Below are 15,143 nucleotides of genomic sequence, written 5' to 3' on the forward strand. Positions count from 1 at the left end.
GGTACCAGTCCATGCCATGATCCATCCCATCTCTTCGCAAAGACGGCTGAATCACAACATGCTGGTATTGCTCAACAACTTTCGGATCGGGCTCTTACGCAGCTTGCTCCTCCGATAGCGGAAAGGGGGCGCTGCCACGGCCTTGCGGCAGGGCTTTAGGAATGTGGCCAACGCCAAGCTGACACTTTACAGTTCTTCCCATGGGCCTCTGCCGGAATATTCCGGTGGGGGCCTTTGCTGCTGAACCGGCAGATGAGGACGGGACTGCCATCCCCGGAACGGAAACACCCGCCAGCCAAACTCCGCCTTGATCGCCCAAATTGTTTGGCGATGCCTTTTCCATGCAGCGGCATGACCAGCTAAGTGATTCGGCCAAACCGGTATTGCGTCAGCTAAACCCTCGATATGTCATACATAAAACGACCGCCCGCGCCGCGAATTGACGTATATTGTCTGGGTTATTGACTGGTTTTTTCATGTTGCACTGCACATAATTCCAATCGGATCAAAAATATTCCCCAAATTGTCACCGCCTAGCCGATTGATGAGCAATTCCATCGCAAGAGGCCTCGACGAGGGGCGTTTGTGCTGATAGCGCATAGGTATGTTATGCAGCCAAAGCATTCGAATTCACGCTTGCATTTGGCACAGGTGAGGAACGCGATGACCCAAGACACCCTTTCCCCCGATTCGGTTCTGACCGCCCCGACCCGCAACCAGCGCCTGATCGACTGGGTTGAAGAGGTCGCCGCGCTGACCCGTCCGAAGGACATCGTGTGGTGCGACGGTTCGCAGGAGGAATGGGATCGCCTGACCTCGCAACTGGTCGATGCCGGTACGCTGGTGCGTCTGGCGCAGGACAAGCGCCCCAACAGCTTTTACACCCGTTCGGACCCGCGCGACGTGGCCCGCGTGGAAAGCCGCACCTTCATCTGTTCCGAAACGCCCGAAGGCGCCGGGCCGACCAACAACTGGCGCGATCCGGCCGAAACCCGCGAAACGCTGGACGGCCTTTTCGCGGGCTGCATGGAAGGGCGCACGATGTATGTCGTCCCCTTCTGCATGGGCCCGCTGGGTTCGGAAAGCAGCGTGGTGGGCGTCGAACTGACCGACAGCGCCTATGTCGTGCTTTCGATGCGCATCATGGCACGCATGGGCCAGTCTGCTCTGGACATGCTGGGCCGCGACGGCTTCTTCGTTCCCTGCGTCCACACCGTCGGCATGCCGCTGACCGAAGGCGTCAAGGATGTGGTGTGGCCCTGCAACGATGAAAAGTGGATCGTCCACTATCCCGAAACGCGCGAGATCTGGTCCTATGGTTCGGGCTATGGCGGCAATGCGCTGCTGGGCAAGAAGTGCCTCGCGCTGCGCATCGCCAGCGTGATGGCGCGCGATGATGGCTGGCTGGCCGAACATATGCTGATCCTGAAGGTCACCCCGCCCGAGGGCGAGGCGCATTATGTGGCGGCCGCTTTCCCCTCGGCCTGCGGCAAGACCAATATGGCGATGCTCGAATCCACCCTGCCCGGCTGGAAGGTGGAAACCATCGGCGATGATATTGCATGGATGCGCCCCGGCAAGGACGGCCGCCTCTATGCGATCAACCCGGAAGCGGGCTTCTTCGGCGTGGCCCCCGGCACGGGGGTGGAGACCAACAAGAACGCGGTCGAAACGCTCTACGCCAATGCCATCTACACCAACACGGCGCTGACCGCCGATGGCGACGTGTGGTGGGAAGGGCTGACCAAGGAAGTGCCCGAGGGTCTGATCGACTGGCAGGGCAATCCCTATGATCCGGCCAGCGGCAAGCCTGCGGCCCACCCCAATGCCCGTTTCGCGGTGCCTGCCGCGCAATGCCCCTCGATCGCGCCGGAATGGGAAGATCCCGCTGGCGTGCCGATCTCGGCCTTCCTGTTTGGCGGCCGCCGCGCCACTTCGGTGCCACTCGTCACCGAAGCGTTTGACTGGAACCATGGCGTTTACCTCGCGGCCAACCTTGCCTCGGAAGGCACGGCGGCGGCGGAAAACAAGATCGGCGCCCTGCGCCGTGATCCCTTCGCCATGCTGCCCTTCTGCGGCTATGCGATGGGCGACTACTTCAAGCACTGGGTCGATATGGCCGGCAAGGTCGCCCATGGCGGCGCGAACCTGCCCAAGATCTATCTGGTCAACTGGTTCCGCAAGAGCGGCGGCAAGTTCCTGTGGCCCGGCTATGGCGACAACATCCGCGTGGTGAAGTGGGTGATCGAGCGGGCGCAGGGCAAGGCGGATGCCACCGAGAGCGTCATCGGCCGTCACCCGGTCGAAGGCGGCATCGACCTGACGGGCCTGTCCATCACGCCCGAGCAGTATGCCGAGCTGATGACCGTCAGCATCGATGGCTGGCGCGAGGAAGCTGAGGGCAATGGTCGTGATCTGGCCGCGCTGGGCGCCCTTCCCGAGGCGATCCTGGAGCAACAGGCTGCGCTGGAGGCCCGCCTGGCCAAGGCCTGAGCAACCGCAGCAAGAGTTTAGACACAACCCCCGGCGCCATGCGTCGGGGGTTTTGCTTTGCCCGACCGGGATGGAGAGCATCGGCACCCAAACGGAAAAAAAGCCTTTTTACAGAAATTTAATGGCCATTATCGCCCCCGTTGCCGCCACATTCCTCAGCTATGGTTCCAGCGCGGACCAAAATGCACAGGACATCGGCTGCAAGATCGCTAAGATCATGGGCACACCACCTTCCCCATGGCCTTTGCGCGAGTGCAGCATAAAATCATTGACCATCCCGGCCTGAGGGGCAAAAAGCACCTCGTTGCTCAGGCGAAAAACTCGCGCAAGAACCCATAATACGAATATTTCGATGGATAACCTCCACCGGCGTCATGACAAACGAGAGTATTCGAAATGAAGATAACAGTTTTTGGCCTCGGTTATGTCGGCCTTGCTAATGCGATCCTTCTGGCCCAGAACCATGAAGTGGCCGCTGTCGATATTTCGGCCGAACGCGTTGCCATGCTGAATGCGCGCAAGTCGCCCATTTCGGATCCCGAGATCGAGGATTTTCTTGCCAACCGTCCGTTGAAACTGCTGGCCACGCTGGATGCTACCGAAGCTCTGACCGGGGCCGACTATGTGATCGTGGCCACGCCCACCAATTACGATGTCGAAACCAACAAGTTCGACACCTCTTCGGTCGAGGAGGTCATCAAGATCGCGGCCCGGATCAACCCCAAGGCCACGATCGTGGTCAAATCAACCATTCCCGTCGGTTTCATCCAAAGCGTGCGTGAACGGCTGGGTGTGGAGCAAGTGATCTTCAGCCCCGAATTCCTGCGCGAAGGCCGCGCGCTTTACGACAATCTCCACCCCTCGCGCATCATCGTGGGCGAACAGTCCGAACGCGCCCGCATCTTTGCCGATCTGCTGGTCGAGGGGGCAGAGAAGAAGGACATCGAGGTTCTCTGCACCAACAGCAATGAAGCCGAAGCGATCAAATTGTTTGCCAACACCTATCTGGCCATGCGGGTTGCCTTCTTCAACGAGTTGGACAGCTATGCCATCGCGGGCGGGATGGACACGCGCCAGATCATCAACGGCATCTGTCTGGACCCGCGCATTGGCCAGCATTACAACAATCCCAGCTTTGGCTATGGCGGTTATTGCCTGCCCAAGGACACGAAGCAATTGCTGGCGAACTATTCCGAGGTTCCGCAAAATCTCATCCGCGCGATCGTCGATGCCAACCGCACCCGCAAGGATTTCCTGGCCGAGCAGATCATCGAAAAGAAGCCCAAGACCGTGGGCGTTTACCGGCTGGTGATGAAGGCCGGCTCGGACAATTTCCGCCAGTCCTCGATCCAGGGCATCATGAAGCGGGTCAAGGCCAAAGGCATCCCTGTGGTCGTGTTTGAACCGGCCATGGCTTCGGATGACTTTTTCGGCTCGCCGGTGGTCCGCGACCTCGACAGTTTCAAGGCGCAATGCGACGTGATCATCGCCAATCGCATGACCAAGACACTGGAAGACGTCAAAGACAAGGTCTTTACGCGCGACCTCTTCGGCTCCGATTAATCGGGGAGCAAAAGCTTCGGTACAATGCCCCCCCCGGGAAGCATATCGCCTCCCGGGGGTGTTGTTTCGGCGACGCACTGAGAACTCTCTCACCGGCCATTCATGAGGGCGGCCCGGGCCGCCAGCGAACAAGGTCGGACCCCCGCAGGCGAATCGAAGCCAAGAATATGGCAGATTTCCAATCTCTTTCGAGACGCGAATGAAGGTGTGATTGGGTGGGAAATTGGAGCGGGTGAAGGGAATCACAAAGAATCTTTTTTCCTATTTTCAGCAGAATTTTAGAAACACCCTTCCCTAAATTGGCCACCGATTGTGCCCCCCAAAATCGTTGTGTTCGAGGGTTCGATTCCAAGTGGCTCACATACACCACGAGTGTCCGTCGTCGAAACATTTGGCGCAAAGTTGGCGGCGCGGTAACGGAGAGCAGGCCTCGTCTTGGGTTGGCATTTAGGCGGCGAGCTTGCAGTGCTGCACGCGCCTATGTTCGATGGTCTGCTTCTTGATAGCGGCGCGCTGGGCGTGGATCTGCCGATTGCGGCCGAAGTAGGCATCAGCGAGCGTCACATTGCCCAAGCTCTCGTGATAGCGCTGGTGGTTATAGTGCTCGATGAAGGCTTCGATCTGGGCCTCGAGGTCGCCGGGCAGGTAGTAGTTTTCCAACAAGGTGCGGTTCTTCAGGGTCTGGTGCCAGCGTTCGTTCTTGCCCCGCGTCTGCGGATGGAAGGGCGCGCCGCGCACATGACTCATGGCCTGCGCCTCGATATAGGCGGCCAGTTCGCCCGCGACATAGCTGGGGCCATTGTCCGACAGCAGGCGCGGCTTGTGCAGCACGGTGGTATTGCTGCAGCCTGAGGCGGCCAATGCAAGATCCAACGTGTCGGTCACATCGCCTGCCGTCATGGTTGTGCACAGCTTCCACGAGATGATGTAGCGCGAGTAATCGTCGAGCACAGTTGAAAGGTAAACCCAGCCCCAACCGTGTGGATCGGCGTCCAAAAGGGGGGCTGATCTGTAATTGCAGAGGCTAGGCGGTGTGATCCCTTGAGGGCTTCATGGATCTATCCGCACTGGCCAGTCCGAAGGCTGGTCGTGCTGTATCGGGTCTCACAGGGGCGAACGTTGCATTGTCGGCTCCAAAAGCCCCAATAAGAGAAGGCTCTAAGCTCGACTTTGTACATTTATGGAGCGAAGCATAGGGCCTGAGCCATGCGTATGACGCGGTGTGCTGGGATATTTGGGGATTCCCGGTTTGGCGGGGAGTGTTGATTAATGTCGCCGACCCAGAGTTGGAGCCGAACGGCGCCAATGGCGTCAGTGAACGTCAGACTGGTTTTTCGATACCACGCGGCGGCGTAAGGGACGCTGCTGCTGGTGAGCAGATCGCCGGCCCATAGCGATACGAGGCTGTATAAACCCAGGAGTGCCGGGGTTGTTCGCGCTATGGCGTTGTCGTTCCATTGGCGCTGTGTCTCGACGCCCAGGTGCGCGCGCGTTTCGGCGAACGTGACCTCGATCTGCCATCGGCGGACATACAGGGCGATGATGTCGGCAGGCTCGAGGGAAACCTCGGTGCTGAAGAAGGCTTGGGGATCGCGTTTTCCGTCGGGATCGCGGACCAATACCCATCGGACCGGCAACACCGGGGTGCCCGGTCTGTACCACAAGGCAATGTCGGATGTGATCTCGAGCGCTTTACCGCCCGCATGGCCGTACCAGGCGGAGACGACGATCTTTGTCCAGCGTGTCGCGGGGTTGGACAGCAGGGTCTTGAGTTTGGGCAGCGCCGGGCCTTTTTGCGCGGGCCGCCCCATCGTGCGTGAGGTTCGTTTGGCAGGCGGCGCAAACAGGCTGGCATCCAGCCGCAGGCGGCTGATGGGCGTTGCCCGCGCGGTGATGGCATGAGCCAGTTCGTGAACGGCAAAGCTGCTGTCGCCGATGAAGATGATCCGAAGGCCTGGCAGCCAGCGGCACAGCTGTCGTGCACCTTGCCGGGCCCAGTCGGTCAGCAGCTTGTGACGACAGCCGCGTTGATGGTTGGATCGCTCCGATGGGGCGAGCAGGGTCAGGACAGGCAAAGCCTTGATCAGGCGGGTCCATGGCACCGGGGTGAGCACCATGAAGCTTAACCAGCGCAGCCCGCTGGCTTTAACGAAATGGCCGTGGCTGGAGCGGACTGGGTCTCGGTAGATACCGCGCGCACTGATCCGGCGCCCCCAACGGCGCTCGATGGTGTCGTCCAGACCGATGACGACAGGGCCATCGGGCACAAGCCGTTCGACCACGACGCACAGCAACCGCCTGGCAACAGCACGAGAGCTCCACCGGGCGCGGTTGAGGATCTGGTGAAAGGTCGCAAAGTTGGCGGCTTCTGTCCGGCCGGTCATGCGCAGGCAGGACGTGACGGTCCGCTTGCCTGGTGCCAACAAAGCCCCTATCACCAGAACGAGCACATGCTCCCAACTCGGTGCTGTGAAGCAGGTGCGCCATGCTTGCAGCCACTGGCGCAGGATTTGGGGAACGGCGTCCCCGCGATCGGTATGGGTATGCTGCAGCATCCCATGTTTCGAAGCCCCGCAGGCAGTAGTGGCAAGGCCACCGCCATAACCATGCGACGAAGTGAATCGGGTGCGCCTTGAGCCGAAGGCCGTTATGGCGGCGCCATGGATGAAGACGAAATCGCCCGGCGCATCGCAGCGTTTGATCAAGCCAATGGCGGCGGTGTTGGCTGGTACAAGGACAAAGGCGCTTACCACCTGTACCTGCTGACAAACGAGGCACCGATCGCGCGCCTCAAGCCAACTGGCACAGATGACGAGTTCAAAATCGCCTATTGGTCGCACCGACGTCAGTGGGAAGACATCGACGACATGGGCGGTTGCCTTTTACCCCTCGACCAAGCCCTCAACCACGTCGCAAACAGCGGCCTCTTCTGGACCTGGACCTGACCAAAAACGTACAAAGTCGAGCTTAGTCACAACCCAAAATCTGTGCCATTGGTGTTGACAAGGAAAACAGCATGGGTGGCCAGAGCTGCTGAATGGACAATATATTCATCGAGCCTCGCTGGCGATCGATAAAGTACTAATGCGTCTATCTCCACGCTTTCGAGACCGGAAGCGAACTGCGAGTTGGCTTGGCGCTTTGGTTCACCTACTATTGCGTCACCAGTCCCATTCCGTACTTGCTGGCAGAACTCCGGTAGAGGCATATGAGCAAACTAGCGGCGTGATCGCATCAGCCCGAGCTTAACTTGGCCGCAAATCGATCCAGAAAGGCGTGACCATCTCAATCTGTTTGGTCAGCACGCTGCTTTGGACATTGCATTTTTTTATCAAGCTGCTTATCCCTGTGGTAGATTAAAGCAGCGGCACCGGGTAGTTTACTGCATCACGGCAAGCGATGCATAATTTAAGTAAGTGAAGTGATAAGGGCGACCGTCATGCTTTCTAAGGCCATCGCTGCCACGCGCTCCAGTTTGCAAGGCAATGTTGGTTTTGGCGCTTTTTCCCGCGCCTTCTCCCTTGGGTCGCAATTCATTGTGCTGATCCTGCTGGGCAAACTGCTGCCCAAGGCCGAATTCGGCAATTTCATGATCATCTTTGCCCTCACCCGCATCCTGTCGCAGGGCATGGGCACGGGACTGGCAACCTTGCTAGTATATCACATATCACGCAACGCCAGCGCAGAACGCGAACACGGCCTGTTCCGCTCGGTGGCGCTGCTGGGCCTGGTCATCAACGGCGTACTGGCTGCGGCCATGATGTTGTTTGCAGCCACGATCGCGAGCTGGTTCGGCAAGCCCGATCTGGCCTTCTGGATCACCGGCTTGGCGCCCTTCACGCTGATATCAACGCTGCTGGCTATTAGCGTCGGCACCTTCGAGGGGCGTGGGCGCATTACCGCTTCCATTCTGGTGACGGAATTTTTCCCCAATCTCATCCGCCTAATTCTGCTGCCCACGCTGCTGTTGCTGCATTTCGGTAATATGGCAGTGGTCATCGTCATGACGGCCTCGGTCGCCCTGCCCATGATCGTGGTCGCCCGCGCGCTGTTCAGCCATGCCGAGGCCGGTTTTGCGCGGCTGACCTCCTGGGATCTGCACTATTCCTGGAAGCTGACACTGCACAGTTTCGCCGCGATGCAGGCGCAGGGAGTCGACATGTTGGTGGTGGGCTGGCTGTTCAGCTCTACCGTGGCAGCCGATTATGCCATTGCCTCACGCGTCGCCGCGCTGATCCCCTTTTTCCAGCAGATCATCGTCAAGACCTTCATGACCCGTAGCGGCCGCGCCATTCACGACAAGGACGACGCCGCACTTCAGGCCGAGATCGAGCGTAGCCGCAGCGCCTGCGTGGTGCTGGTGACGCTCACGGCGGTAGCGGCCCTGATTGCCTATCCCCTGCTGCTGGCTTGGATGAGCAATTTCGGCGGTTCGCTGGGCCTGATGGCAGCGATGGTCGTCAGCCCGCTGGTACGCGCTTATTTCCCCGGTGCGGATGCGCTGCTGCGCATCGCCGGGCTCGCCACGGCCAGCCTGACCATCATGCTGATTTCTTGCTCCTTCGTGATCCTCTTCCCGGTGGTTCTGCATCCCTGGACGGGCATTTATGCCATGCCGCTCGGCATGTTCGCCTCGGCAATCATCCTGAACCCGATCTCGGCCCATTATATCCGGCGGCGGCTGCATGTGCAGTTGGCCACGCCCACGATCTGGGTTCCCATCGCCATCGGCCTGACCGGCGCGGTCATCTGCCTTATCAGCCGCGGCAATTTGGCCAGCTGGTTTGTCGGCGTCCTTGTGGTGCTGATCAGCCTGATCCCGACCCTTCTGTCGACCCCGGTTTTGCGAAAGAGATTTGCGCGTGCCTGAAAGCTCTCCGATTCAGTCAAAGCCCGTTCTGGGCGATGAACCCACCCCCGGCATGATCTTCCGCCTGCGCAAGGCGATGCCCGCGCCGGCGAAAAAGGCGTTTCAGTTCGGCAAAGCTGCACTACAACTGGCCACAGCCACGCTGTATGATGCCAGGCGTTTCGCTCGCTATTCGGGTGTCTTCGATCGCGATGGTCATCCGTCCGCAGCCAAGGCAAACATCACCAAATATTACCACATGATAGAAAAAGGCCTGACACTTCCCTCACCCCGCCCCGGTTTTGGGCGGCAAGCCATTGAGGACCTTTGTCTGAAGGTGCGCAAGGCAGTGGACAGGGGCATTCACAGCAACGAAATTATCTACGCTATCGACGCCATCGCGGGATATCAGGCTTTCAACGAAGAGCGCGGAGTCGCCAATCCGCCATGGATTGCTGAAACGCTGGCCTTTGCCTCCGCCAAGGGACTGAAGTGTTCCGGCGCCCCTATCAAACGGCCCGATCCGATGGTTGAGGTGGACAGCGAAACACTACTGCGCTTTATGACTTCGCGCCATTCCGTACGTCATTTTTCCGATGCGCCAGTGCCCGACGAGGTCCTGACAGCAGCTGCTCGAGCGGCACAAGCGGCACCCTGCGTTTGTAACCGCCAGGCAAGCCGCGTCACCTTTGCTCGCGATCCTCAGATACGCAGCAAACTACTATCCTGCCAAAACGGCAATCGCGGCTTTGGCGATACCGCACCGATCGTGGCGCTGATTACGACCGACCTGCGCAGCTTCATGGAACCGAGCGAACGCTATCAGGCCTGGATTGACGGCGGCCTTTTCGCCGAGAACCTGCTGCTTGCTTTTCACGCTATGGGTTATGGTGCCTGTCCACTCAATTGGTCAGCTATGCCCGGGCAAGATAGGCAGTTGCGTGCACTGGATATTGTCCCCGAAAGTGAACAAGTCATTATGATGGTCGCCATCGGTGCTCCGCATGAGCAATCGCGTGTGGCACGCTCGCAGCGCTATGATGTAAGAGATGTCATGCGTTTACTCTGACCCCTCTTTAACTGATGAGGTGGTCTCGGTTTTCTGGACAGGGGGGTTTACTCAGTCGAGACACGTCCGTCGCAGGATAGGTCTTCGTGGTCCGGGATCTTCCAATGTGTTAAACGCATTTGCCGGGAATTGATGGCAGTGCGGCTTGTGTAGAGGAATGATCCTGTCCGCGTCCCGGCAGGGACGATGCAGAGCATCCATGCCATGAACGCTAACTGAGAAATGCTTTCACACGCCCATCAACGAGGGGCGGGAGTGTCCTGAATTCCGTGTACGGGGCGGCCTAATGGGTAGAAAGATCCCCAATTATGGCACGACGCAAAGCACCCTCGATCCCCGATGACCTGCTGGACCAATTGCTGGGAGGCATGGACGCCGCCAGTGCGCTTAACTCACCCGACTGGATGAACGGGTTAAAGAAGGCGCTGGCCGAACGCGCCTTAAGTGCTGAGATGGACATGGACATCGGCGCTTCCGAGGCCGAACCCTTCTGGACAGCCTTCCTGCGCAAGCTGGCACGCCAGGGCCTGCGCGGGGTCAAGCTGATCATCTCCGACGCGCACGAAGGGATCAAGGCGGCGGTTTCGAAGCTGCTGTGCGCCAGTTGGCAGCGCTGCCGGGTACACTTCATGCGCAACGCCCTTGCACACGCTGGCAAAAGCGGCAGGTGCGTCGTCTCGGCCTTCATCGGCACGGCCTTCGCCCAGGACACGCCCGAGGCCGCCAGCCAGCAATGGCGCTCCGTCGCCGACCAGATGCGCCCAAAGCTCCCGAAACTGGCGACCTTGATGGATGAAGCCGAGCCTGATGTGCTGGCCTACATGACCTTTCCCAAGGAGCATCGCGCCAAGCTGCACAGCACGAATCCCATCGAGCGCCTCAATGGCGAGATCAAGCGAAGGACAGAGGTCGTTGGCATCTTCCCGAACGAGGCTGCCATCACCCGGCTGATCGGGGCAATCCTCATGGAGCAGTCAGACGAGTGGGCCGTTCAGCGCGGGCGCTACATGTCTCTTGAAACTATGGCGCCGGTGAGCGACAATCCCATCGTCATGCTCTCGGCCGTTCCCGGAACATGACCGGCCCTGGCTGACGCCGGATGACGCGGGGATCGACCCCAGTTACACCACGCCGGGGGACACGATCTTCGTTTGGGTTTCCTACGACTCACGCTGGCACGTTGCGATGTACGGGGGTCGTCCACACCAACAAATCCCGTCGGGGAAAATCTACCTCTCGCCCATCATCGACTGCTTCGATGGGATGATCATCAGCTGGTCCATTGGAACGCAGCCCCAAATGCGGGGCTGGTCATTGACATGCTGTATGCGAGAGCTTCTTCGGCCAGCTGAAAACCGAACTCTTCTATCCTCGAGACTCGAAGACCGCCCTGATCGAGCGGTTCGTCAAAGTGGTTGACGCTTATATTCATTGGTACAACGAGAAGCGCGTCAAGATCTCTCTTGGCGCACCCAGACCTATCGAATATCGAAAAAGTCTTGGCTTTAGTGTAGAAAACCAGTCTAAGTTTTCGTCTGCATCCCCACTGCCAAATCTCGGCGCTACTCAACAGTTCTACAACCCGGGGATCAAACATATCAGGAACGGAACGCTATCACCCGTCGAATTCAAACGGCAGCAGATTTTGAAAGCGAAAGGTGTCTAGAAAACTAGGGGCTATTCAGGCTATTCGACACGCACATTTTCGCAAGGACACCATTATATGAGCCCGAAAGTCACAGCCCGACCGATCGCCTTTTACACCAAGACCTGGCGGTCCGGCGGGGCTGGCCTCTTCGCGCAGGAACTGGCCCATGGCGTTGCCGACGCTGGCTACCGAGTGATCTTCATCGCTCCTCCCGCTGAAAATCCTCAATTTGATAAGCTGCGGCCTAACTTAACTCGTATCTTCTCTCGGCGGGAAGCACAGGGCGGATCGCGATTTCAGCGACTGGTGGCCTCGATGCGCCGGGTCGCCAGCAGTGTTGCTGGGCTGGCCCGCGCACGGTTGCAAACCAGCACCTATCTAATCTCCATTCCGGACCCCTTGATCTTTGCCCTCCCCTTCATGATCGCTCTGCGTATGTCGGGAGCGCGGATCATCTATATCGTGCACGATCCGCTGCCTCATGCATGGAAACTGCCCGCAACGCTTCGCTGGCTAGAAAACGGCAGTTTTGCTGCGGCCTACTGCCTTTCCAGTGCGCTGGTGGTACTCAGCGAGGCCGCACGCGACACGCTGGTGGGCGCCTACCCGCTGGGCAGGCGCCAGGTAGCCGTGATCGAGCACGGCAGTTTCAGCATGTGCAAGCCCCTGCCCGCCCCCTGTGACGGTACGCTACTGCTGTTCGGCACTCTGCGCCGGAACAAAGGCATCCGCGAGGCAATCGAGGGCGTGATCCGCGCGCGCGAACGGGGCGCGCGGGTGCGGCTGATCATTGCCGGATCACCCGATCCGGTCGAGCCGGATTACTGGGCAGAATGCTTAGGCTTGATCCGTTCGAGCAGCGCAGGGATTCAGGTGGAAGAGGGGTACGTCAATGATGAGCGCCTGGAGGAACTAATCGGCAACAGCGACGCTTTCCTGCTGCCCTATCGCAATTTCCATTCGCAAAGCGGTGTAGCGATTTTGGCCGCGTCCAATGCCCGGCCAGTGATCGCATCGCATGCAGGCGGTATTGGCGATCTGATCAAGGATGGCATGGCCGGCTTGGGAATTGACGAACCGGTGGACGGTAATGCCGTCTGCAATGCGATTATGGCCTTTACGCAAACATCTCCCGAAGTTTGGCAACAACATGCACTGGAATATTGCGCCCGAATGCTGAAAGAACGCGCCTGGCCGGTAATCGGCCGCCATTACGCGGAACTCGCAGAAAGTATCGCGAGGTAAATACGCACGAGCCGGATCACACAAACATGGCCTGATTAGCGATGGCCCTATTGCAGATCAAGCACGAAAAAAGTGGTCGGCAGGTACCCGTCCGGCGCCGTATCCAATGTCATGCCAAAGCCGCTGCCCTTGCGCGTCAACAACAAGTTTCCCTGCTTTTCACCTGCCAGCGTCAACGGCGAAAGGATCGCGCCAGCGTAGGCACTGTTCAGCATAATGGCGGCCTTCACCCGGCGCATACGGATCGGCAGACTACCCCAGTCGCCCACCTGACGACGATCCCCATAGCCGGGCATATACATGCCGGTGTTACGCGAATCGCTCGAGAGCACCAGCAGGATGTGATGGCTGCTGGCCAACGGCTCCCCGTCCAGCGCGCTGGCGGCAACCACAGCAGGCGCGTCAAGCGACGCCACGCTGAGCACCTTCAGTGCCTTATGGCCCATAGGCATAATGCTTGATACCGCTTCTGTTCGCGGCGTGACGATTGTAATGCTGCCCGCATGCTGGTCCAGTGTCAGTTCCCCCGTGGCGCTTTGATAAAGACCCTTTGACGGATCGCTGATATTTCCCACTGGCAATGCGCCGCTCGACCGCAACGAGGCCATCAGCCCCGGCCAAGTCAACGCCGGATTGCCCTGATAGAGTCCCAGCCTTTGCGCCGCCTGAGCCAGCGCCGAGGTACCCCCGGTGTCAATGGCCGAGAGCTGCCTCATGTCCGCTGGCAGACTGGCCGCACGATCGGGGGCAACCAGCCCGAAGCGCACCAGCAGCGGCAGACGGCGCACGGCGACTGGCAGGATCACCGATCCGGCCTGACGGCTTTCTTCCGCACCATAGCGTATGGCAACGCCGCCCGTGCCCTGCCTCACATCGCCGCGCGCGAACAGCAGCGCGGACAGCGTTTCAGATGCTCGCTCGGTAGGATCGAGCCCGACGCTGTAACCGCGCAGCCCTATGGCCTTGCCACCCTGCCGTGGCACCGCCATCTCGACCGGCACGGAGGCCATGCGGCACACCATGTCATAACCCTGAAAGGCCGCGACGGCGGGAAATAGCAGCCCGCTCTCGAAACGGTGCGGATTGGGGAAGGCCTCGCCATATTCCGAGGAGACGAATGGCTTGTCCAGCCAGCGCGCCGAGGCGTTGAGCATCCAAGCGTTAAGCCCAGCATCCTGCGTGGAAGAGGGCATGAACAGTGGGGCGCCCTTCGCGAAACTGGTCACCTCGCCGACATAGGCATGAACATCGACGATGGGCAGCTCTGCACGGGTCCTGCTCGTCTGCCCGGCATACCATTCATGATAGCCCAATACCGGCCCCTTGAACCCACGCGCCCGCAGGCTGCCTTCCATCCAGCGATACGTTTCGATCTCAAGGTCGGAGACAAAGCGGCGGAAAGTCCCCGAATGAGTCGCGTCATCCCCGAACTTGACAGGCATATCGGTGTTGCCGGGCTCCGGCGGCTGTTGCTTCAGCCACTGGGCGTAACGCGCTGTCAGCAGCGGCGGCAATGGCTCAGCTGGCTTGCCGGAAAAAAGAATGCCGTTCTCGTTCGCCCCGGTCACGAAGGCCAGCGCCGGATCGGAAAGCGTGGAGGCACCGGTATAAGGGTTGCGTGCGGCAAAGATGCGATCAGTGAAATCCGTCCACGCCTGCCTGGCGGTAGGATCGAAATGAATCCGCACGCGCAGATCATTGATCGAGACAGGTTGAAACCAGTTGCCGCCCGCCAGATCGGCATGGCCATGCGAAAAGATATCGAGCATCCAGTGAATTCCCCTGCTCTTCAGCGCGGCCAGCAGGTAATAGAAGCGGTCGAGCTGTTCAGGGTCCGGCTGCATCGGCCCAGCCGCATTGCGTAGCAGGCGGATGTCGATCTGGTGAAGCCGGGCCAGCGAATAGCCATGCCGCCGCATCTGCTCAGCCAGCTCGTCGCTCTGTTCATGCGTGGGGAAAACCAGCGCTCCGCCGGGCCCGTTGGCCAGCATTCCGCAATTGAAATGCGGCCTTGCATGGTCAGCAAATGTCAGCCTGCCATTATCGATAGTCAGCGCGCCATCCAGCCCGGCGGGCCGGGCTGGCACCATGGCGGAAAAATCGAGCGGGCTGCCCGCCGCAACGCGCAGGCTCTGCGGGGGCACCGTAACCCATGTGCCCTCGCTGTCCGGATCGGAGCCCTGCGCGGCCTTCAGGCACGCTAGAGGCAAGAAGCAGATTATGAACAACGATATCCAGGCATGACGGTTACGCATCAGCTCCTCCAACATGACTAG

At 59.6% G+C, this 15,143-nt stretch carries 9 protein-coding genes and 4 pseudogenes; 10 read left to right on the top strand and 3 right to left on the bottom strand.

All coding sequences use genetic code 11. From position 1 onward, the window contains the following. Nucleotides 1-663 precede the first annotated feature (663 nt). From FHW92_RS24750 to FHW92_RS24760, 3 genes are all read left to right on the top strand, one after another. Nucleotides 664-2,493 carry a phosphoenolpyruvate carboxykinase (GTP) gene (locus tag FHW92_RS24750; protein WP_168605967.1) on the top strand — a complete coding sequence of 610 codons (1,830 nt, stop codon included), beginning with the start codon at nucleotides 664-666 and terminating at the stop codon, nucleotides 2,491-2,493. Nucleotides 2,494-2,563: 70 nt separating this feature from the next. Continuing rightward, a complete protein-coding gene (locus tag FHW92_RS24755; protein ID WP_168605968.1) occupies nucleotides 2,564-2,779 on the top strand; it encodes a hypothetical protein in 216 nt (71 codons plus the stop codon). Between the two features lie 110 nt (nucleotides 2,780-2,889). After that, the gene (locus FHW92_RS24760; RefSeq protein ID WP_168605969.1) at nucleotides 2,890-4,056 is read left to right on the top strand and encodes a nucleotide sugar dehydrogenase; all 1,167 of its coding nucleotides are present in this window, start codon (nucleotides 2,890-2,892) and stop codon (nucleotides 4,054-4,056) included. Between the two features lie 447 nt (nucleotides 4,057-4,503). Here the strand turns inward: FHW92_RS24760 and FHW92_RS24765 are convergent. Then, nucleotides 4,504-5,034, bottom strand: a pseudogene (locus tag FHW92_RS24765) (DDE-type integrase/transposase/recombinase); the annotation flags it as partial. Nucleotides 5,035-5,234: 200 nt separating this feature from the next. Next, nucleotides 5,235-6,611 (bottom strand): transposase, encoded by a 1,377-nt coding sequence (locus FHW92_RS24770; protein WP_168605970.1) that lies wholly within the window; start codon nucleotides 6,609-6,611, stop codon nucleotides 5,235-5,237. 105 nt (nucleotides 6,612-6,716) lie between these two features. On the opposite strand from FHW92_RS24770, the gene FHW92_RS24775 reads away from it, so the two are divergent. The 7 genes and pseudogenes from FHW92_RS24775 (at nucleotide 6,717) to FHW92_RS24800 (ending at nucleotide 12,867) form a co-directional block, all read left to right on the top strand. Then, a complete protein-coding gene (locus tag FHW92_RS24775; protein WP_168605971.1) occupies nucleotides 6,717-7,001 on the top strand; it encodes a hypothetical protein in 285 nt (94 codons plus the stop codon). Nucleotides 7,002-7,069: 68 nt separating this feature from the next. After that, nucleotides 7,070-7,305: pseudogene (locus FHW92_RS25945) on the top strand (integrase core domain-containing protein); the annotation flags it as partial. Between the two features lie 190 nt (nucleotides 7,306-7,495). Next, on the top strand, nucleotides 7,496-8,926 hold the full coding sequence (locus tag FHW92_RS24780; RefSeq protein WP_168605972.1) for an oligosaccharide flippase family protein: 1,431 nt from the start codon (nucleotides 7,496-7,498) through the stop codon (nucleotides 8,924-8,926). Beyond that, nucleotides 8,919-9,974 carry a nitroreductase family protein gene (locus FHW92_RS26290; RefSeq protein ID WP_168605973.1) on the top strand — a complete coding sequence of 352 codons (1,056 nt, stop codon included), beginning with the start codon at nucleotides 8,919-8,921 and terminating at the stop codon, nucleotides 9,972-9,974. The genes FHW92_RS24780 and FHW92_RS26290 overlap by 8 nt, the downstream gene beginning before the upstream one ends. A 458-nt stretch (nucleotides 9,975-10,432) precedes the next feature. After that, nucleotides 10,433-11,053, top strand: a pseudogene (locus FHW92_RS24790) (transposase); the annotation flags it as partial. A gap of 130 nt (nucleotides 11,054-11,183) precedes the next feature. Continuing rightward, a pseudogene (locus FHW92_RS24795) lies at nucleotides 11,184-11,487 on the top strand (IS3 family transposase); the annotation flags it as partial. A 210-nt stretch (nucleotides 11,488-11,697) separates the two neighbouring features. Then, the gene (locus tag FHW92_RS24800) at nucleotides 11,698-12,867 is read left to right on the top strand and encodes a glycosyltransferase family 4 protein (protein WP_168605975.1); all 1,170 of its coding nucleotides are present in this window, start codon (nucleotides 11,698-11,700) and stop codon (nucleotides 12,865-12,867) included. 47 nt (nucleotides 12,868-12,914) lie between these two features. Here FHW92_RS24800 and FHW92_RS24805 read toward each other — a convergent pair whose 3' ends face one another. Then, the gene (locus tag FHW92_RS24805; RefSeq protein WP_210428690.1) at nucleotides 12,915-15,077 is read right to left on the bottom strand and encodes a hypothetical protein; all 2,163 of its coding nucleotides are present in this window, start codon (nucleotides 15,075-15,077) and stop codon (nucleotides 12,915-12,917) included. Between the last annotated feature and the right edge of the window lie 66 nt (nucleotides 15,078-15,143).

The sequence above is a fragment of the Novosphingobium sp. SG707 genome, assembly GCF_012275515.1.
Classification (GTDB): Bacteria; Pseudomonadota; Alphaproteobacteria; order Sphingomonadales; family Sphingomonadaceae; genus Novosphingobium.

What these genes read in the sequence shown, in the direction of transcription:
- FHW92_RS24760 (WP_168605969.1), top strand. Translation starts at nt 2,890, where the DNA reads ATGAAGATAACAGTTTTTGGCCTCGGTTATGTCGGCCTTGCTAATGCG.
- FHW92_RS24755 (WP_168605968.1), top strand. Translation starts at nt 2,564, where the DNA reads ATGGAGAGCATCGGCACCCAAACGGAAAAAAAGCCTTTTTACAGAAAT.
- FHW92_RS24770 (WP_168605970.1), bottom strand. Translation starts at nt 6,611, where the DNA reads ATGCTGCAGCATACCCATACCGATCGCGGGGACGCCGTTCCCCAAATC.
- FHW92_RS24780 (WP_168605972.1), top strand. Translation starts at nt 7,496, where the DNA reads ATGCTTTCTAAGGCCATCGCTGCCACGCGCTCCAGTTTGCAAGGCAAT.
- FHW92_RS24800 (WP_168605975.1), top strand. Translation starts at nt 11,698, where the DNA reads ATGAGCCCGAAAGTCACAGCCCGACCGATCGCCTTTTACACCAAGACC.
- FHW92_RS24750 (WP_168605967.1), top strand. Translation starts at nt 664, where the DNA reads ATGACCCAAGACACCCTTTCCCCCGATTCGGTTCTGACCGCCCCGACC.
- FHW92_RS24775 (WP_168605971.1), top strand. Translation starts at nt 6,717, where the DNA reads ATGGATGAAGACGAAATCGCCCGGCGCATCGCAGCGTTTGATCAAGCC.